Consider the following 19433-nt stretch of genomic DNA (forward strand, 5'->3'; position numbering starts at 1 on the left):
GAGCCTCGGCGGCCTAGAGGTTGACGGCCTCGCGCACCATCCGGTTGCCCGTCTCCGGCTCGTACCCGGTCGCCCGGAGCAGGTCACTCGCCGCCGTGCGGAGCTGGACCACCATGGCGCTCCCGTACGACTTCAGGCCTTTTCGACATGCCTGGCCGACCAGCCGCGCGATGTCCAGCACCGCGTTGCGGGTCTGCTCCGCGGGCCCAGCTTTTCGTGCCTCCCGCTGCAGCACCTCGATCGTCTCGGCGAGCCGCTCCACGGCGGCGATGAGTTCCTCCGGCACCGGCTCGTCGTACTGCAACGAGGTCGCCGCCCAGCGGGCTATCCCCCGGCACTCGAGGGCCACCCGATCCATGTACTGGATGCCGTGCTGGTAGCGCGCGACATCGCGGCGCCGCTGCCACCGGACCGGCGAGATCATGGTCACCTCCTCGGCGCCACCCAGGGCCTCGTGCAGCCGGCTGAGGTCGCCGTCCATACCGCGAAGCCGGTCGAGTGCCCGCACCGCGCGGTCCGCGTCCCGCTCTCTCAGCGCGTGCGCGACCTCCCGAAGCTGCGATGTGAGTGTCTCGGTCAGCGGTGCGGCGGCGCGCTGGAGAGTGCGCATCGGGTCGATGGGCACCAGCAACGCGACCACCGCCAGCCCGACGACCGCGCCCGACGCGGCTTCGACGATCCGCTCCCATTCGAGGTTGCCCTGGACCGGTGACAGCGTGGCGAGCAGCACGGCGGTGCTGCCGGCCTGAGCGACCAGCGCGCCGCTGTGCCCGGTCATCAGCAGGGCGACGGCGATGGCCAGCGCTACCACCACCCCGATCTGCCAGGCCCCGAACCCGACGTAACGGAGTAGGAAGTCGCTGATGAGCAGGCCCAGCCCGACGCCGAGCATAAGTTCGGCGGTACGCCGGGCGCGCTGTCCGAGTGCGGCGACGATCGTGCCGACCGCCGCGCTGGGCGCGAAGACCGGCGCGGGACGCCCCGCCACCTCGTGAGCGAGCCCCCAGGCCAGGGTGGCGGCCAGCCCGCACTGGGCCGCGATGACCAGGATGATCTCGACTTGACGCAGCCGCAGCCGCAGCCGCAGCCTGCCGGCCGTACCACCGCGGCGGGCAGCCTGCGTTGCCAACTCTCTGGCCTGCTCGACCACCTCCTCGGGGCGGGGCAGGGGGCTCCGGTCAGCGGCCATGGCGGGGGTTACCCCGCCGGGCCCGCGCAAACCTGCGACCCGTTCTCCTGTCGAAGCAACTCGGCTGCATCCGCTCCCGTGGCGACGGGCTCGGCGACGCCGGGCGGGTGGTAGCCGACAGCGACCCCATCCACGACCCCGGGCCGAGCCGTTGCGGCAGCACCAGGAAACCGCTCGTTTCAGCCGGGTGGTGACGGCGGCTCGGCTGGGAGTCTTCGAGTGCGGGCCGCGTCGGCCACGGCGATGCCGGCCAGGACGAGTGCGGCGGCGGTGGCTACCGTGAGCGGCGGCAGCGGCCGCATCGCCGGGATGAGGGCGACGAGGGCGAGCGCGCCGACGACGCGGGGGAGCGACACGCGCCCGAACACCGCGTACTCGAAGATGGCCCGTCCGACGAGGAACAGGGCGGGTCCGCCGAGGATGACGGGGAGCCAGGCCGGTTCCGGGTGACCGAGCGGGTGCGTGATGACAAGCTCGTCGCCGACGGCGACAACGACCATGCCGGCGACCATGATCACGTGGGAGTAGATCGACAGGACAGCGACCCGGCGCGGGTCGGGGACCGCCGCCATGGCGGCGGCCAGCAGTGCTCCGGCGCGGTGGATGTAGATGCGCCACAGCAGTGCCGTGGTGGCGAACGCGACCAGGGTCGCGGCGCTGCGGTCGGCTGTGAACTCGCCGGTTCCGAACGCCAGTCCGGTCACCAGGATCGGCCCACCCAGTGCGATGATGAAGAACTGCTGGTACCGCTCGGCCACGTGCTCCTCGACGACCACGATGTCGGCTCGACGACGGGAACCGGCGCGGCCCAGCCCCGGCGTGCGGAAGCCGAGTGCGATCCCCGCGTACTCCACGGCCGCCGCCGTCATCCACAGCGCTCCACGTGCCCCACCGGGTAGGAACGCACCCGTCACCCATGGCACCGCAGCCACGCCGACCCAGAACAGTAGCCGCAGGGCGTTGCGCTGTCCCTCGTGGTCACGCAGCAGAAGCACCCCGACAGCGAGGACACCAACCCGGACGGCGACGTAGGCACCTGCGAACACCAGGCCGTTGCGGCCGAAGGCCTCAGGCGCCGCGGCCGCCATCACGAGGACGCCGAACATCATCGACATGACCAGCAGCTGTATCGGCGGGTGCCGCGGGTCGAACAGGTCGGTGAACCTCGCCGTATAGGCCCAGACATGCAGCACGGGGAGCAGCAACACCAGTGTCTGGAACGCGCCGGTCCAACTCAGATGCTCCAGCAGCTCCTGCGAGAGGCGGAAGAACGCGAGGACGAACACCAGGTCGAAGAACAGTTCCAGGAACGCCGACCGCCCCTGCTCGGCATTTCGCAGCAGCTGCTCCGCCCTACCGGTCGTCATCGGTCGCCCGTTTCTGCCGTTTCTGCCCCGCGCTTGCACGTGGACCGAGCGCTCGCCTGAGCTGGCGGCACGCGCCGGTCAGCCCGGTCAGTCGGCGGCCGGTGGCCGGTCCCGGTCACCGGAGTGCCGGCTGTCGGCCGTCCCACCGTCCCTCGGGTGGTCGCCCGCCGGCTGATCCGGTCCGCCGCCCCCCGCGCGGTCCGCGGGGCCGGCCGCTGCCGGCACGGAGCCGGCTCGCCGGTTGGCGGGGACGAACTCACGCACCAGAATCTGCGCGATGCCTGCGGCCGGGATGGCCAGCAGGGCTCCCAGGAGGCCGCCCAGCTCCGCGGCGAGCAGCACGCTGACCAGCACGGTCAGGGGGTTCAGCTGGACGGCGCGGGACATGATGACCGGTTGCAGCAGGTGGTTCTCGACCTGCTGGTAGACCACGAAGAAGACCAGCACGACGACCCCGGCGGTGGGCGAGTGCAGGAAGCCCGCGCCGCCCGCGACGATGGCGCCGAGGGTCGCCCCCACCAGCGGGATCAGGTCCGCGATGGCGACCAACAGGGCGATCACGGCGGCGAACGGCACGCCGGTGAGCGCGAGCACCACGAAGGTCGCCAGGCCACAGATGAGGCTGATCAGGAGGTTTCCGCTCAGGTAGCCGGTGATGGTGCGCGCCGACGCCCGGCCGATGCGGCGTAGCCGCTCGGCCCGGGCACCGCCGGCCAGGGCCAGCGTCCCGGCGGTGATCCGCGGCCCCTGCACCACCATCAGGTACGCCAGCACCACCACGGTCAACACTCCGGCGACGCCCTGAACCGTCCCACGGACCAGGCCGACCGTTGACCGGCCGAACTGGCCGCCGAAGCGCTGGAACTGATCGGCGTGGGCCTCGACGTACTGCCGCAGGTGGAACCGCTCCAGCAGCTCACCGACCGGCCCGCGCCCGGCCCGCGCCTCGCGCAACAGGTCCGGCGCCCGGTCCGCGAACCGCGCCAGCTCGTCCAGCAGGGGCACCACGATCAGTACGCGGCGAGAGCCACGAAGGCGGCCAGGAACACCAACAGCGTGGCCGCCGCCCGACGCCGGACGATCCGTCGTTGCACCCGGTCCACCAGGGGATTCAGGGCCACCGCGAAGAACGCGGCAACCACCACCCAGATCAACACCCGCCGGGTCTCCCACACCATCGCCAGCCCGACCAGGGTGGCGATGACCAGACCGATGACAATCAGCGCCTGGCGGGCCGTGGACCGGTCGTCGGCGTTGCTCACCGGGCGCGGCTACCCTCCGCGACATGAACAAAACACCATCGGAGCAGTTTCGATCTCTGTGCGTGCCGTCAGGTGCACGGGCTCGACGGGAGGCCGTCGAACGCGGCCCGCCGTCCGACCTCGCGCTGGTCCTGACCAATGTGCGCCGCTGAGCTCCGGCCAGCACTTACGGTGAGAACAGTCGCAAGAGTCCTGGCAGGAGGCCGGTGAGTGGAGTCGTATCCGATCATCGAGTCACATGGCCTGATCGGGGACCTGCAGACAGCGGCGCTGATCGCGGACGACGGCACCCTTGACTGGTTCTGCGCGCCGCGGTTCGACTCGCCCAGCCTGTTCGCCGGACTGCTCGACCACAAGAGGGGCGGGTATTTCCGTATCGCACCCGATGGCGCCGAGGACGTCAGAAGGGAGCAGTTGTACCTGCCGGGGACACCGATCCTGATCACTCGTTTCCTGACGTCCGGCGGCGTGGGTGAGGTCATCGACTTCATGCCGGTCGCCGGCGATACGCCGACCGATCGTCATCGCCTCGTTCGGCTCATCAACGTGGTGCGGGGCACCATCCGGTTCCGGGTCGATTGCCAGCCGCGATTCAACTATGGGCGCGACCGGCACGAGATCGAGATGTCTGCCGACGGCACCGTTTTCCGCAGCCCGACGCTCAGTATGACGGTGCATCGGGTCCGCCCCGCCGACCAGCCCCCGGACGAAATCGAGATCGAGCGCGACGGCGACGGGGTGCGCGCCTTCGCCACCTTTCGCGAGGGTGCCACCGGCGGGTTCCTCGTCGAAACCGGCTCGGGTGAGCCACCCCGGCTCATCGGGCCTGAGGAAATACGGGCCATGTACGAGCAGACCCGGGACTATTGGCGGACCTGGCTCAGCGGCTCCTGCTATCGCGGACGGTGGCGGGAAGCGGTGGAGCGCTCCGCCCTGACGCTGAAACTGCTCACATACGCGCCGACCGGCGCCCTGATCGCCGCTCCGACCGCGGGCCTGCCGGAGCAGATCGGCGGGACGCGGAACTGGGACTACCGCTACGCCTGGATCCGCGACGGCTCAGCTTCGGTCTACGCCCTGCTCGGTCTCGGCTTCACCGAGGAAGCGCGCCGATACCTGCTGTGGCTCAACGATCGCATCTGCGAGGGGGCCGGCCGGATGACGCCGCTGCACCACATGTACCGCGTCGACGGCTCGACCGACCTCGACGAGGAACTCCTCGATCACCTTGAGGGCTATCGACGCTCCCGCCCGGTGCGGATCGGCAACGCCGCTGCCGAGCAGCTCCAGCTTGATATCTACGGCGAAGCGCTGAGCGCCATCCACTTCGCCGACTCGTATGGACTGCGCAGCTCCTATCAGGCGTGGCTGAACACAGTGAAGTCCATCGACTGGCTCTGTGAGCACTGGGACAGACCCGATGAAGGGATCTGGGAGACCCGGGGCGGTCGCCAGGACTTCACCTTCGGCCGCCTCATGTCCTGGGTGGCTGTCGACCGGGCCATCCGCCTCGCTCAGCGGTACGGGGTACCCGGCGAGATCGACCGCTGGAGCACCGAGCGCGGCCGGATCTACCACCAGATCATGAACCGCGGTTACCACCCCGTACGCCGGGCGTTCGTGCAGCACTACGACAGCGACGTCCTGGACGCGGCGCTGCTGATGATGCCGAGCGTGGGGTTCATCGCGCCCGACGATCCGATGTGGCAGTCCACACTGCGGGCGATGGACGCCGAACTCGTCTCGGACAGCCTCGTCTACCGATACAACCCCACCTCATCGCCCGACGGCCTGCCCGGCGCCGAAGGCACCTTCAACATGTGCACCTTCTGGTACGTCGAAGCCCTGGCCCGCTCGGGACGGCTGAACGACGCGCTGATCACCTTCGAGAAGATGCTCACCTACAGCACCCACCTCGGTCTCTTCGCAGAGGAGATCGGCCCGGCCGGCGACCAGCTCGGCAACTTTCCCCAAGCCTTCAGCCACCTCGGACTGATCAAGGCCGCGATGACCCTCGATCACCTCATGGACGCTGCACCGGGACCGTGCCGCGCTCCGTTCGAAACCCTGGTCGAGCGGGATTCACCGCGTTCGTGAAGGCTTGTCGGTTTACGCCTCGTCGCGGAGCCTCCGCTTCAAGATCTTGCCCGTGGAGGTCATGGGCAGGTCGTCCCGGAACTCGACGAGGCGGGGGTACTTGTAGGTCGCCATTCGCTCCCTGCACCAGTCCACCAGCTCGTCCTCGGTCAGCTGGGATCCCGGTTGGCGGATCACGAAGGCCTTGACCTCCTCGCCGTGTGACGGGTGCGGCACACCGACCACGGCCACCAGGCTCACGTCCTGGTGGGTCATCATGATCTCCTCCAGCTCCCGGGGATACACGTTGTAGCCGCCGCGGATGATCATGTCCTTGGCCCGGTCGACGATGAAGTAGTAGCCGTCCTCGTCACGGCGGGCGAGGTCGCCGGTGCGGAACCACCCGTCCCGGAGCACGTCCGCGGTTGCCTCGGGGCGGCCGTGGTAGCCCTTCATGACGTTGTGTCCGCGGATCGCGATCTCACCCGCCTCGCCCTCAGGCGCCTCGTTCCAGTCGGCGTCGACGAGCCGCATCTGTACGCCCCAGACCGGCTGCCCGATCGAACCGGGTTTCGCCTCCCGCCCGGGGTGGTTGAATGAGGCGACGGGGCTGGTCTCGGAGAGGCCGTAGCCCTCCCGGATCCGAACGCCGTACAGCTTCTCCACCTGCTCCAGGATCTCCACCGGAAGGGCGGCGCCCCCGGAGACCGCCATGCGCAGGTGTGCCGTGATCGCGGCGACGTCGACCTTCTCCCGGCCGGCGGAGAGCAGGCCCCAGTACATCGTCGGCACCCCGGCGAAGAAGGTGACCCGCTCGCGCTCCATCAGCGCCAGTGCCGTGCCGGCATCGAACCGCGGCAGGAGAACCAGCGTGGCGCCGCTGTACAGGCCCGCGTTCAGCTGCACGGTCTGCCCGAACGAGTGGAACAGCGGCAGCGTCACCAGGTGGACATCGTCATCGACGGCGCCGAAGAGGCGCCAGCACGTCAGTGCGTTCATCACCATGTTGGCGTGGCTGAGTTCGGCGCCCTTGGGCTGTCCCGTCGTCCCGCTGGTGTAGAGGATCACCGCGGTGCCGGTGGCCTCCGTGAGCACCGTCTCGAACCGGGTGGCCCGGCCGGCGAGCGCGGATCCCAGCGTGGCGGCGCCCTCGATCGGACTCGCCGAGCACTTCACCCTCGTCGGCGTACCCGACGACCTTCCCCTGGAGCAGGCCGCGATCATCCCCGACGCGGTCTCCACCCCCTGGGGTGCCATCGTCGCCACCGCCGACGTGCGTCCCACCCAGGCCGTCGGCGTGTGGGGGTTGGGCGGTCTCGGCGCCCACGCGGTGCAGTTGCTGCGTCTCGTCGGGGCCGCTCCGATCGTCGCCGTGGATCCGATCCCGGATGCCCTGGCCCGGGCCCTCGCCCTGGGTGCCGACCACGCCCTCGACCCCGCGCCGCCGACTTCGACGACCAGGTACGCCGGATCACCGGCGGGCGCGGCCTCGACGTCGCCTTCGACCTGGCCGGCGCCCCGCCGGTCTGGAGCCAGGCCCAGACCGTCCTCGCCAACGAGGGCCGGCTGGTCCTGGTCGGACTGGCACCCCAACCGCTGACCATTCGCCGGACCACCCTGTTCAGCTACCTGAAGCAGCAGATCCGTGGGCACTACGGCAGCCTTCCGGAGCACGTCGAGCAGCTTGTCTCCCTGGTGGGGCATCACCGCCTCGACCTCTCCGGGTCGATCAGCGATGTGCTCCCGCTGTCCGAGGCACCCCGGGGCGTCGAACGGCTGGTGAAGAAGGAAGGCACCCCGATCCGGCTGATCCTCAAGCCCTGACATCTACCGCGGGTCGTGAGGCTCTCGCCTCTTGAACCGACCCGCCCCACCTGCCCCTCGGACACCAACGGTTGCCCACGGTGCGCGCTGAGATCCATTGCAGCGCGCACCGTTTCCGTTTCGGGTTGGTGGGTGAGCCCGGTCGGCCACGGGCAAGCGTCCCGGTGGCTGCCGCCAGGGCGTCGAAGAGATGTCACGGCGTGCCGCTGACCGCTGGCGGGCGGTGACCGTTTTCACCCGATCACGGGCCTGCGTCAAAAGCGCGTCAAGAAACGGCGGTTCCCCGTCACGGTCGCGTTATAGCCCCTGTCCGTCGGGGCGATGTGGCGTTTTGATTGCCCGGCGCGACCGGAGGCGGTCGTGACGAATGAATCCGCGATGAGGAGTCAGCTGTGTCTGACGTGGTGTTCGTGCTGGTGACGGTGGCGTTGTTCGCAGCGCTCGCCCTGGTGGTGAGGGCGGTGGAGAAGCTGTGAGCGCCGTCAACGTCGTCGGCCTGGTGCTGGCGATCGGCCTGGGTGTGTTCCTGGTGGTCGCCCTGCTGTTCCCGGAGCGCTTCTGATGACCGCGACAACAGCCGGCGTCATCTTCGTCCTCTCCCTGATCGCGGCGCTCGTCGCGGTCTACAAACCCTTCGGCGACTACATGTACCGGGTGGTCTCTGGGACCCGGGAATCGCGGGTCGAGCGTGGGATCTACCGGCTGGTCGGGGTCAACCCGGCTGCCGAGCAGTCCTGGGGGGTCTTCGCCCGCAGCGTGCTGGCCTTCTCCGCCGTCTCGATCCTGTTCCTGTACGCGTTCCAGCGCCTGCAGAACCACCTCTGGCTGTCGCTCGGCTTCGACCCGGTGGTGCCGCACGGCGCCTGGAACACCGCGGTGTCGTTCGTGACCAACACCAACTGGCAGTGGTACTCGGGTGAGGCGACGATGGGCCACCTGGTGCAGATGGCCGGCCTGGCGGTGCAGAACTTCGTCTCCGCCGCCGTCGGCATCGCGGTCGCGGTCGCCCTGGTCCGCGGCTTCGCCCGCAGCCGCACCGGCGAGCTGGGCAACTTCTGGGTCGACCTGACCCGGATCGTCCTGCGGATCCTGCTGCCGATCGCGGTGCTGGCCGCGCTGGCCCTGATGATCGGTGGCGCGGTGCAGAACCTTTCGGGCGGCACCGACGTGACCACCCTGACCGGCGGTGGCCAGACCGTCACCGGCGGCCCGGTCGCCAGCCAGGAGGCGATCAAGGAACTCGGTACCAACGGCGGCGGCTTCTACAACGTCAACAGCGCGCACCCGTTCGAGAACCCGACCACCTGGACCAACTGGCTGGAGATCTTCCTGCTCCTGGTGATCCCGTTCAGCCTGCCCCGGGTGTTCGGCCGGATGGTCGGGCAGAACCGGCAGGGCTACGCGATCGCGGCCGTGATGGGGATTCTGGCGTTCGTCAGCATCGCCCTGACCAACGTCTTCGAACTCGCCGGGCACGGCACGGTCCCGCAGGCGGTCGGTGCGGCGCTCGAGGGCAAGGAGGTGCGGTTCGACGTGTCGAACTCGGCGACCTTCGCCGCCGCCACCACGTTGACCTCGACCGGCGCGGTGAACTCGTTCCACGACTCGTTCACCTCGCTCGGCGGCATGATGACCATGGTCAACATGATGCTCGGCGAGGTCGCGCCCGGCGGCACCGGTTCCGGCCTCTACGGCCTGCTCATCCTCGCGGTGATCACGGTCTTCATCGCCGGCCTGATGGTCGGCCGGACCCCGGAGTACCTGGGCAAGAAGATCGGATCGCGGGAGATCAAGTTCGCCTCGCTGTACTTCCTGATCACCCCGGCGCTGGTGCTGGTCGGCACCGCGGCCGCGTTCGCGACCGGCAACAACTCGACCGCGCTCAACGTCGGACCGCACGGCCTGTCCGAGGTGCTCTACGCGTTCACCTCGGCAAGCAACAACAACGGCTCCGCCTTCGCCGGCATCACGGTGAGTACTCCGTGGTGGAACACGGCGCTCGGGTTGTGCATGCTGCTGGGCCGGTTCCTGCCGATCATCTTCGTGCTCGCGCTGGCCGGCTCGCTCGCCCGCCAGGCACCCACCCCCGCCTCCGGGGGCACCCTACCGACCCACCGACCGCTGTTCGTCGGGATGGTCGTCGGCGTCACGCTGATCCTCGTCGCGCTGACCTTCCTGCCCGCACTCGCTCTCGGCCCGCTGGCCGAAGGGCTGTGACCACCATGAGGAACAAGGACATGTCCGTCACGCCAGTGACATCCGGGACCGAAGAACAGCCGACCGCCGGCACCCCGGCCACCCACGGCAACCGGGGCGGTGGTCTGCTCGACCCCGAGCAGCTCATCAGGTCGCTGCCGGACGCGCTGCGCAAGCTCGACCCGCGCACGCTGTGGCGCAACCCGGTGATGCTGATCGTCGAGATCGGCGCCGCGTTCACCACCGTCCTGGCGGTGACCGAACCGTCGGTGTTCGCCTGGGCGATCACCGTCTGGCTCTGGCTGACCGTGCTCTTCGCCAACCTGGCCGAGGCGGTGGCCGAGGGCCGGGGCAAGGCCCAGGCCGCCGCCCTGCGGCAGGCGAAGAGGGACACCATTGCCACCCGGCTGATCGGTTGGACGCCCGGCGCGGCGGCGAACACCTACCGCGACGAGGCCGTGCCGGCCCCCGCGCTCAAGCAGGGCGACGTCGTCCTGGTCGAGGCCGGCGGGATCATCCCGGGCGACGGCGACGTGGTCGAGGGCATCGCCAGCGTGGACGAGTCCGCCATCACCGGCGAGTCCGCCCCGGTGATCCGGGAGTCCGGCGGCGACCGCAGCGCGGTCACCGGCGGTACGAAGGTGCTCTCCGACCGGATCGTCGTCAAGATCACCCAGAAGCCGGGGGAGAGCTTCATCGACCGGATGATCGCCCTGGTGGAGGGCGCCAACCGGCAGAAGACCCCGAACGAGATCGCGCTGAACATCCTGCTCGCCGCGCTCACCATCATCTTCCTGCTGGCCGTGGTGACCCTCCAGCCCCTGGCGATCTTCTCCAAGGGGTACCAGGCGGCCGCGCTGGACAGCGGCGCGATCACCGACGCGGGCGTCACCGGCGTCGTCCTGGTGTCGCTGCTGGTCTGCCTGATCCCCACCACGATCGGCGCGCTGCTCTCCGCCATCGGCATCGCCGGCATGGACCGCCTGGTCCAGCGCAACGTCCTGGCGATGAGCGGCCGCGCAGTCGAGGCCGCCGGCGACGTCAACACCCTGCTGCTGGACAAGACCGGCACGATCACCCTGGGCAACCGGCAGGCCACCGAGTTCCTGCCCGTCGAGGGCGTGACCGCCGAGCAGGTCGCCGACGCCGCCCAGTTGTCCAGCCTCGCCGACGAGACCCCGGAGGGGCGCTCCGTCGTGGTGCTCGCGAAGAACGACTTCGGGCTGCGGGAGCGCGAGCCCGGCGTGATGCCGCACGCCACCTTCGTGCCGTTCACCGCGCAGACCCGGATGAGCGGCGTGGACCTCGGCGCGGAGAGCGTCGCCGGCGGGGTCCGCCGGATCCGCAAGGGCGCCGCCGCCGCGGTGATGAAGTGGGTACGCGAGAACGGCGGTCACCCGACCGAGCAGGTCGGCCAACTCGTCGACGAGATCAGCGGCATCGGCGGTACCCCGCTGGTGGTGGCCGAGCACCTCGACGGGGAGCCGGCGCGCACCCTGGGCGTCATCCATCTCAAGGACGTCGTCAAGACCGGCATGCGGGAGCGGTTCGACGAGATGCGCCGGATGGGCATCCGGACCGTGATGATCACCGGTGACAACCCGCGTACCGCGAAGGCGATCGCCGACGAGGCCGGCGTGGACGACTTCCTCGCCGAGGCCACCCCGGAGGACAAGCTCGCCCTGATCCGTAAGGAGCAGGAGGGCGGCCGGCTGGTCGCGATGACCGGCGACGGCACCAACGACGCCCCCGCCCTGGCCCAGGCCGACGTCGGCGTCGCGATGAACACCGGCACATCGGCCGCCAAGGAGGCCGGCAACATGGTCGACCTCGACTCCGACCCGACCAAGCTGATCGAAATCGTGGAGATCGGCAAGCAGTTGCTGATCACCCGGGGCGCCTTGACGACATTCTCCATCGCCAACGACATCGCCAAGTACTTCGCGATCATCCCGGCCATGTTCGCGGGGCTGTACCCGAGCCTGGACGCCCTGAACGTCATGCGGCTGGCCAGCCCCGAGTCGGCGATCCTCTCCGCGGTCATCTTCAACGCCCTGGTGATCATTGCGCTCATTCCGCTCGCCCTGCGCGGTGTCCGCTACCGGCCCGCCGCCGCGTCGAAGCTGCTCAGCCGCAACCTGCTGGTCTACGGCCTCGGCGGCATCATCGTGCCGTTCGTCGGCATCAAGCTCATCGACCTGCTCATCCAGTTCATCCCAGGGATCTCGTGATGCGCCTACCCACCTGGCTCGCCCAACACCTCGCCGCCCTGCGCGCGCTGCTCGTCTTCACCGTCCTGCTGGGGCTGGCGTACCCGCTCGCCCTGGTCGCGGTCGGCCGGCTGCCCGGCCTCCACGACAAGGCGGACGGCTCGCTGCTCGCCGCGAACGGGCAGACCGTCGGCAGCGCGCTGATCGGGCAGTCCTTCACCGACGCCGACGGCAAACCCGTCCCGCGCTACTTCCAGTCGCGGCCGTCCGCCGCCGGTGACGGCTACGACCCGACGTCCACCGCGGCCAGCAACCTCGGCCCGGAAAGCGTCGTCGACACCATCGCCGCCAACCCCGACGACTCCACGCAGAGCCTGCTCACCCAGGTCTGCGCCCGCAGCAAGGCGGTCGGGGAACTCGAGGGCGTCGACGGGCGGCGACCGTACTGCACGTCCGACGGGGTCGGCGCCGTGCTCGCGGTGTTCCGCGCCGACGGACTGACCGGCCGGATCACCCGGGTGGTCAGCGTCAACCAGACCGCCCCGGCCACGCCGTTCGTGACCTCGTACCAGGGTGTGCCGGTCGAGCTGGCCAAGCCGGGCGAGGACTACGTGGCGGCCGGCGGCGTGATCACCCCGATGCGTGGTGACGCTCCCGCCGACCCGGCGGTGCCGTCCGACGCGGTCACCGCCAGCGCCAGCGGCCTCGACCCGCAGATCTCCCCGGCGTACGCGAAGTTGCAGGTCAACCGGGTCGCGCGCGAGCGGGGCGCGGACCCGGCGGCGGTCCGCCGCCTGGTCGATGAGCACACCACCGGGCGGTCGCTGGGCTTCATGGGTGCGCCGGGCGTCAACGTCCTGGAACTCAACCTCGCCCTCGACCAGCAGTTCCCGGCCCGCTGAGACACCCATCACGGGCGAGGTCGGACCTGACCGGCCTCGCCCGTGCCGCCGGCCCCCACGCCACGACACCGACCGAGGTCGGTGTCGTGGCGCCTCCCGAGCAGGAAGGATGTTCTGCGTGCCACGAGGAGAACTCCGGATCTACCTGGGGGCCGCCCCCGGCGTCGGTAAGACGTACGCGATGCTGGAGGAGGCCCAGCGTCGCGCCGCACGGGGCACCGACGTGGTGGTCGGCCTGGTCGAGACCCACGGCCGCGCGCACACCGACGCGATGATCGGCGACCTGGAGGTCGTGCCGCGGCGTGAGATCACCTACCGCGGCACCGGATTCACCGAGATGGACCTGGACGCCGTGCTGGCCCGCCGGCCCGAGGTAGCCGTGGTCGACGAACTGGCCCACACCAACGTCCCCGGCTCCCGGCACGAAAAGCGCTGGCAGGACATCCAGGAGCTCCTCGACGCCGGCATCAGCGTCCTCTCCACCGTCAACGTCCAACACCTGGAATCGGTCAACGACGTCGTCGCCCAGATAACCGGCACCACCCAGCGGGAGACCGTCCCCGACGAGATCGTCCGCGCCGCCGAACAGGTGGAACTGGTCGACATGACGCCGGAGGCGCTGCGCCGCCGGATGGCCCACGGCAACATCTACCGGCCCGACAAGATCGACGCGGCGCTGGGCAACTACTTCCGGGTCGGCAACCTCACCGCCCTGCGCGAGCTGGCCCTGCTCTGGCTCGCCGACAAGGTCGACGACCAGCTCGACGCGTACCGCGCCCAGCAGGGCATCTCCGCCACCTGGGAGGCGCGCGAGCGGGTGGTGGTCGCGCTCACCGGCGGGCCGGAGGGCGAGACGCTGGTCCGCCGGGCCGCCCGGATCGCCGCTCGGAGCAAGGGCGCCGACCTGCTCGCCGTGCACGTCGCCCGCAGCGACGGGCTGGCCGACGCCGACCCCGCCCAACTCGCCCGGCAGCGGGTGCTGGTGGAAAGCCTCGGCGGCACCTACCACCAGGTCCTCGGCACCGACATCCCCGCCGCGTTGCTCGACTTCGCCCGCGGCGTCAACGCCACCCAGCTCGTGCTCGGCGCCAGCCGGCGCGGCCGCTTCGCGCAACTGTTCGCGCGCGGCGTCGGGGTGACCACCATCGCGCTGTCCGGGCCGATCGACGTCCACCTGGTCACCCACCCGGAGGCCGGGCGGGGCCGGCGCGCCGCCGCGGTACCGGCGGCACTGTCCCGGCGACGCCGGCTGCTCGGCTTCGCGCTGGCCGGGCTCGGCATGCCGCTGCTCACCCTGCTGCTGCGGGCGCTGCCGGACCTCAGCCTCACCAACGACATCCTGCTCTTCCTCGCCGGCGTCGTCGGCGTGGCGCTGGTCGGCGGGCTCTGGCCCGCGCTGGTCGCCGCGCTCGCCGGCTCCCTGCTGCTGAACTGGTTCTTCACCCCGCCCTTCTACACGCTGACCATCGCCGAGGCGGACAACCTCCTCGCCCTCGGCGTCTTCGTCGGTGTCGCCGTCGCGGTCAGCTGGGTCGTCGACGTCGCCGCGCGGCGGACCCGGGAGGCCGCGCGCGCGTCCGCCGACGCGCAGACCCTGGCCACCGTCGCCGGCGGCGTGCTGCGCGGCGAACGGCCGCTGCCCGCCCTGCTCGACCGGCTCCGGGAGACCTTCGGACTGCGCGCGGTCAGCGTGCTGGAACTGGCCACCGACGCCGAGGGACGACCCGACCGCGCCCGCGACGAGGGCGCCTGGCGGGTGGTGGCCAGCGTCGGTGACCTGCCGGCGTGCAGTCCCAGCGCGGGGGAGACCGCGGTACCGGTGGACGACCGGCTCACCGTGGTGCTCAGCGGCCGGCGGCTGGAGGCCGCCGACCGGCGCATCGTCGAGGCCTTCGCCGCCCAGGCCGCCGTCGCCCTCAAGCAGGAGCGCCTCGCCGAGGAAGCCGCCACCGCCCGCCCGCTCGCCGAGGCCGACCGGATGCGCACCGCGCTGCTCGCCGCGGTCAGCCACGACCTGCGTACGCCCCTGGCCTCGGCGAAGGCCGCGGTGAGCAGCCTGCGCAGCCCCGACATCGAGTTCGACGCAGACGACCGGGAGGAACTGCTGGCCACCGCCGACGAGTCCCTCGACCGGCTCGGCCGGCTGGTGGCGAACCTGCTCGACATGAGTCGCCTCCAGGCCGGTGCGCTGGGCGTCACCCACGCCGCGATCGGGCTGGAGGACGCCGTACCCCGTGCCCTGGACGAACTCGGCCCGGCGGCGGCCGACGTCAGCACCGACATCCCCGCCGACCTGCCTGCCGCCACCGCGGATCCGGGCCTGCTGGAGCGGGTGCTGGTCAACCTCGTCGCGAACGCGCTGCGGCACAGCCCGCCCGGGCAGCCGCCCACCGTCACCGCCAGCGCCCACGCCGGTCAGGTCGAGCTGCGGGTCATCGACACCGGCCCCGGCATCCCCGAGGACCAGTGGGAGCACGTCTTCTTGCCGTTCCAGCGCCTCGGCGACCGGGACAACCAGACCGGCGTCGGGCTCGGCCTCGCCCTGTCCCGCGGCCTGGCCGAGGCGATGGGTGGCAGCATCACCCCGGAGACCACGCCCGGTGGCGGCCTCACCATGGTCCTGCGGCTGCCAGCCGCCACCAACACCGCGACGGAAGGACCGCAGGAATGACCCGCATCCTGGTCGTCGACGACGAACCGCAGATCCTGCGGGCCCTGCGGATCAACCTGCGCGCCCGCGGCTACGACGTCCAGGTCGCCGAGACCGGCACGGCGGCGCTCAAGGCCGCCGCCGCCCACCCCCCGGACCTGGTGGTGCTCGACCTGGGGCTGCCCGACCTCGACGGCATCGACGTCATCCGCGGCCTGCGTGGCTGGACCGCCGTGCCGATCATCGTGCTCTCCGGCCGAGCGGGCAGCGAGGACAAGGTCGCCGCCCTGGACGCCGGGGCCGACGACTACGTCACCAAGCCCTTCGGCGTCGACGAGCTCCTCGCCCGCATCCGGGCGGTGACCCGTCGCCTCTCCGCCACGCCGACCGACGGCGCCTCCGTGGTCGCTCCACGGGTCGGTCGCCACACGATCAACCTCGCCGACCGGACCGTCGCCCGCGACGACGGCGCCGAGGTCAAGCTCACCCCCACCCAGTGGGCAATGCTGGAAAAACTGCTCCGCCACCCGGGCAAGCTCATCAGCCAGCGCCAGCTGCTGCACGACGTGTGGGGCCCGGAGTACCAGCAGGAGACCAACTACCTACGCCAGTACATGGCCCAACTGCGGCGCAAGCTCGAGGACGACCCCGCCCGCCCCCGCCACCTCATCACCGAACCCGGCATGGGTTACCGCTACCGCCCCTGACGACCCGCGCCGAGCGCTAGCCCTGAAGCTCAGAGGGAAGCTGGCGGCGGCCGCCGTCCGGCGGCAACGTGCTGTCCGTGCGCGATCTCGCCGCCGACGACCGTTGGCTCGATCGGGCCGAACGCGGCCGGAAGGCGGGAGTGGCGAGTTCGGTGTCGATCGGCCTGCCGACGCAGCATTGCGCCGCCCGGGTCTGCTCGACCAGGTCTGCGTCGAAAGTGTGCGGGTGAAGTCCGGCGAATACTTGATTCGTTCCAGAAAACTGGACTATGGTCGTCACATGACGTCCGACTTCGAGACCCAGCTGCGGGCGGTCTCGTTGCGCGTGACCCGGCCCCGGTTGGCGGTGCTCGCAGCGCTGCGCGACCATCCGCACGTCGACACCGACACGGTGATCGCGCTGGTACGGGCGGATCAGCCCACCGTCTCCCACCAGGCGGTGTACGACGTGCTCCGCGCGCTCACCGACGCCGGCCTGGTGCGACGCATCCAGCCTGCCGGTGCGACCGCCCGGTACGAGTCGCGGGTGGGGGACAACCACCACCACGTCGTGTGCCGCTCGTGCGGTGCGATCGCCGACGTCGACTGCGCGGTCGGCGATGCTCCCTGTCTCACCGCCTCGGATGACCAAGGTTTCGTGGTCGACGAGGCGGAGGTTGTGTATTGGGGCATCTGCCCCGACTGTGCGACCGAACGCACCTCCCAGTGATCCGCCAGCTCGGAAGGAAGTAGATGAGCGACACCCAGGACTACACCCCCTCCAGCGCGCAGGGCGTGGACAAGAAGGAGGCGGCCGGCTGCCCGGTCGCGCACGACTCCGTGACCGCGCACGGCAGCGAGAGCGAGAACCCGGCGATCGACTCGCCGACCCCGAAGACCGGTGGTCGTCCGCGCACCAACCGGGACTGGTGGCCCAACCAGCTCGATCTCTCGGTGCTGCATGCCCATTCGTCCAAGGCCAACCCGCTGGGGGAGAGCTTCAGCTACGCCAAGGAGTTCGCCAAGCTTGACGTCGAAGCTCTCAAGCAGGACATCACCACGGTCCTCACCACCTCACAGGACTGGTGGCCGGCCGACTTCGGCCACTACGGCGGCCTGATGATCCGGATGAGCTGGCACGCCGCAGGCACCTACCGCATCCACGACGGTCGCGGCGGCGCCGGCGACGGTGGTCAGCGGTTCGCCCCGCTCAACAGCTGGCCGGACAACGCCAACCTCGACAAGGCCCGCCGGCTGCTCTGGCCCGTCAAGCAGAAGTACGGCCAGAAGATCTCGTGGGCCGACCTGCTCGTACTCGCCGGCAACGTGGCCCTGGAGTCGATGGGCTTCAAGACCTTCGGCTTCGGCTTCGGCCGGGAGGACGTCTGGGAGCCCGAGGAGATCTTCTGGGGTCCGGAGGACACCTGGCTGGGTGACGAGCGCTACGTCGGCGAGGCGGAGATGGCGCCCGAGGTCGGCGCGACCGAGATGGGACTCATCTACGTCAACCCCGAGGGCCCCAACGGCAACGCGGACCCGCGGGCGGCGGCCTACTTCATCCGCGAGACCTTCGGTCGGATGGCGATGAACGACGAGGAGACCGTCGCGCTCATCGCCGGCGGCCACACCTTCGGCAAGACCCACGGCGCCGGCATCGCCGACGACCACGTGGGCCCCGAGCCCGAGGCCGCCCCGCTGGAGGCGCAGGGCCTGGGCTGGCTGAGCACCTACGGCAGCGGCAAGGGCGGGGACACGATCACCAGCGGTCTCGAGGTGACGTGGACCGACGTCCCGACGCAGTGGAGCAACCGGTTCTTCGAGATCCTCTTCGGCCACGAGTGGGAGCTCACCAGGAGCCCGGGCGGCGCGAAGCAGTGGGTCGCCAAGGACGCCGAGGCGATCATCCCGGACGCCCACGACCCGTCGAAGAAGCACAAGCCGACGATGCTCACGACCGACCTGGCGCTGCGCTTCGACCCGACGTACGAGAAGATCTCCCGCCGATTCCTGGAGAACCCCGACGAGTTCGCGCTGGCGTTCGCCAAGGCCTGGTACAAGCTGCTGCATCGGGACATGGGTCCGGTCAGCCGCTTTCTCGGGCCGTGGGTCCCGGAACCCCAGCTGTGGCAGGACCCGGTGCCAGCCGTCGACCACGAGCTCGTGGGTGACGCCGACGTCGCCGCCCTCAAGGCGAAGGTCCTGGAATCGGGCCTGACGACCGCCCAGCTGGTCTCCACCGCCTGGGCCTCCGCCGCCAGCTACCGGTCCACCGACAAGCGCGGCGGCGCCAACGGCGCGCGGATCCGGCTCGAGCCGCAGCGCAGCTGGGAGGTCAACCAGCCCGAGCAGCTCGCGACGGTCCTGCAGACCCTCGAGGGCATCCAGCGGGAGTTCAACTCCGCCGGCGGCGCCAAGATCTCCCTCGCCGACCTGATCGTGCTGGCCGGCTCGGCCGCGGTGGAGAAGGCGGCGCGCGACGCCGGCGTCGAGGTGACCGTGCCGTTCCGCCCGGGCCGCACCGACGCCAGCCAGGAGCAGACCGACGTCGAGTCCTTCCGGGTCCTCGAGCCGCGAGCCGACGGGTTCCGCAACTACCTGCGGCCGGGCGAGAAGACCCAGCCGGAGGTGCTGCTCGTCGACCGTGCCTACCTGCTCAACCTGACCGCGCCCGAGATGACCGTCCTCGTCGGCGGCCTGCGCTCCCTCGGGGCCAACGTCGGCGGCACGCGGCACGGCGTCCTCACCGACCGGCCCGGCGTGCTCACCAACGACTTCTTCGCCAACCTGCTCTCCCCGGGGACCCGGTGGAAGGCGTCGGAGTCGGACGAGCACGTGTACGAGATCCGGGACCTGGCCACCGATGAGGTGAAGTGGACCGCCACCGCGGTGGACCTCATCTTCGGCTCCAACTCCCAGCTGCGGGCCCTCGCGGAGGTCTACGCCAGCCAGGACGCGCGCGACAAGTTCGTGGGCGACTTCGTCGCAGCCTGGACCAAGGTCATGGAACTCGACCGGTTCGACCTCGCCTGACCCGGCGCCAGCCGACGAGCCCCGGTCGATCCACGAGCGAT

At 70.6% G+C, this 19433-nt stretch carries 16 protein-coding genes and 1 pseudogene; 12 read left to right on the top strand and 5 right to left on the bottom strand.

Going from position 1 to position 19433, the window contains the following annotated elements; translation table 11 throughout:
- Positions 1–13 precede the first annotated feature (13 nt).
- The 4 genes from FHX75_RS01170 to FHX75_RS31365 form a co-directional block, all read right to left on the bottom strand.
- Positions 14–1189, bottom strand: coding sequence for an FUSC family protein (locus FHX75_RS01170; protein WP_246157504.1), 1176 nt, complete (start codon positions 1187–1189; stop codon positions 14–16).
- Between the two features lie 179 nt (positions 1190–1368).
- Positions 1369–2556, bottom strand: a complete 1188-nt coding sequence (locus tag FHX75_RS01175) for a low temperature requirement protein A (RefSeq protein ID WP_154936234.1) — start codon at positions 2554–2556, stop codon at positions 1369–1371.
- 87 nt (positions 2557–2643) lie between these two features.
- The gene (locus tag FHX75_RS01180; RefSeq protein ID WP_246157505.1) at positions 2644–3564 is read right to left on the bottom strand and encodes an AI-2E family transporter; all 921 of its coding nucleotides are present in this window, start codon (positions 3562–3564) and stop codon (positions 2644–2646) included.
- Positions 3565–3566: 2 nt separating this feature from the next.
- Entirely contained in the window at positions 3567–3818 is a 252-nt protein-coding gene (locus FHX75_RS31365) for a hypothetical protein (protein ID WP_246157507.1), read from the bottom strand.
- 210 nt (positions 3819–4028) lie between these two features.
- Here FHX75_RS31365 and FHX75_RS01185 point away from each other — a divergent pair, with 210 nt between their 5' ends.
- The gene (locus FHX75_RS01185; protein ID WP_154936235.1) at positions 4029–5915 is read left to right on the top strand and encodes a glycoside hydrolase family 15 protein; all 1887 of its coding nucleotides are present in this window, start codon (positions 4029–4031) and stop codon (positions 5913–5915) included.
- A 12-nt stretch (positions 5916–5927) separates the two neighbouring features.
- Here the strand turns inward: FHX75_RS01185 and FHX75_RS01190 are convergent, their stop codons facing one another.
- Entirely contained in the window at positions 5928–6989 is a 1062-nt protein-coding gene (locus FHX75_RS01190; RefSeq protein WP_246157836.1) for a long-chain-fatty-acid--CoA ligase, read from the bottom strand.
- A 204-nt stretch (positions 6990–7193) separates the two neighbouring features.
- Between FHX75_RS01190 and FHX75_RS31370 the strand changes: the two are divergent.
- From FHX75_RS31370 to katG, 11 genes and pseudogenes are all read left to right on the top strand, one after another.
- Positions 7194–7529 (top strand): annotated as a pseudogene (locus tag FHX75_RS31370) (zinc-binding dehydrogenase); the annotation flags it as partial.
- A 60-nt stretch (positions 7530–7589) separates the two neighbouring features.
- Positions 7590–7718 carry a hypothetical protein gene (locus tag FHX75_RS31895; RefSeq protein WP_281290806.1) on the top strand — a complete coding sequence of 43 codons (129 nt, stop codon included), beginning with the start codon at positions 7590–7592 and terminating at the stop codon, positions 7716–7718.
- Positions 7719–8190: 472 nt separating this feature from the next.
- Positions 8191–8280, top strand: a complete 90-nt coding sequence (gene kdpF, locus FHX75_RS01200) for a K(+)-transporting ATPase subunit F (protein ID WP_154936237.1) — start codon at positions 8191–8193, stop codon at positions 8278–8280.
- Positions 8280–9935 (top strand): potassium-transporting ATPase subunit KdpA, encoded by a 1656-nt coding sequence (gene kdpA / locus FHX75_RS01205; RefSeq protein WP_154936238.1) that lies wholly within the window; start codon positions 8280–8282, stop codon positions 9933–9935. Before kdpF ends, kdpA begins: the two co-directional genes overlap by 1 nt.
- 20 nt (positions 9936–9955) lie before the next feature.
- Positions 9956–12145 carry a potassium-transporting ATPase subunit KdpB gene (gene kdpB, locus FHX75_RS01210; protein WP_154936239.1) on the top strand — a complete coding sequence of 730 codons (2190 nt, stop codon included), beginning with the start codon at positions 9956–9958 and terminating at the stop codon, positions 12143–12145.
- Complete coding sequence (locus tag FHX75_RS01215; RefSeq protein ID WP_154936240.1) at positions 12145–13026, top strand: potassium-transporting ATPase subunit C; 882 nt, start codon at positions 12145–12147, stop codon at positions 13024–13026. The genes kdpB and FHX75_RS01215 overlap by 1 nt, the downstream gene beginning before the upstream one ends.
- Before the next feature lie 118 nt (positions 13027–13144).
- The gene (locus tag FHX75_RS01220) at positions 13145–15697 is read left to right on the top strand and encodes a sensor histidine kinase (RefSeq protein ID WP_154936241.1); all 2553 of its coding nucleotides are present in this window, start codon (positions 13145–13147) and stop codon (positions 15695–15697) included.
- Positions 15694–16383, top strand: coding sequence for a response regulator (locus tag FHX75_RS01225; RefSeq protein ID WP_154936242.1), 690 nt, complete (start codon positions 15694–15696; stop codon positions 16381–16383). The genes FHX75_RS01220 and FHX75_RS01225 overlap by 4 nt, the downstream gene beginning before the upstream one ends.
- A 77-nt stretch (positions 16384–16460) precedes the next feature.
- Complete coding sequence (locus tag FHX75_RS31085) at positions 16461–16613, top strand: hypothetical protein (RefSeq protein ID WP_211364283.1); 153 nt, start codon at positions 16461–16463, stop codon at positions 16611–16613.
- 50 nt (positions 16614–16663) lie between these two features.
- The gene (locus FHX75_RS01235) at positions 16664–17092 is read left to right on the top strand and encodes a Fur family transcriptional regulator (RefSeq protein WP_154938660.1); all 429 of its coding nucleotides are present in this window, start codon (positions 16664–16666) and stop codon (positions 17090–17092) included.
- Between the two features lie 23 nt (positions 17093–17115).
- Positions 17116–19392: a catalase/peroxidase HPI gene (gene katG, locus FHX75_RS01240; protein ID WP_154936243.1), complete on the top strand. Its 2277-nt coding sequence runs from the start codon at positions 17116–17118 to the stop codon at positions 19390–19392.
- Positions 19393–19433 lie beyond the last annotated feature (41 nt).

This window comes from Micromonospora palomenae (assembly GCF_007829925.1).
In the GTDB taxonomy this organism is placed as follows: domain Bacteria; phylum Actinomycetota; class Actinomycetes; order Mycobacteriales; family Micromonosporaceae; genus Micromonospora; species Micromonospora purpureochromogenes.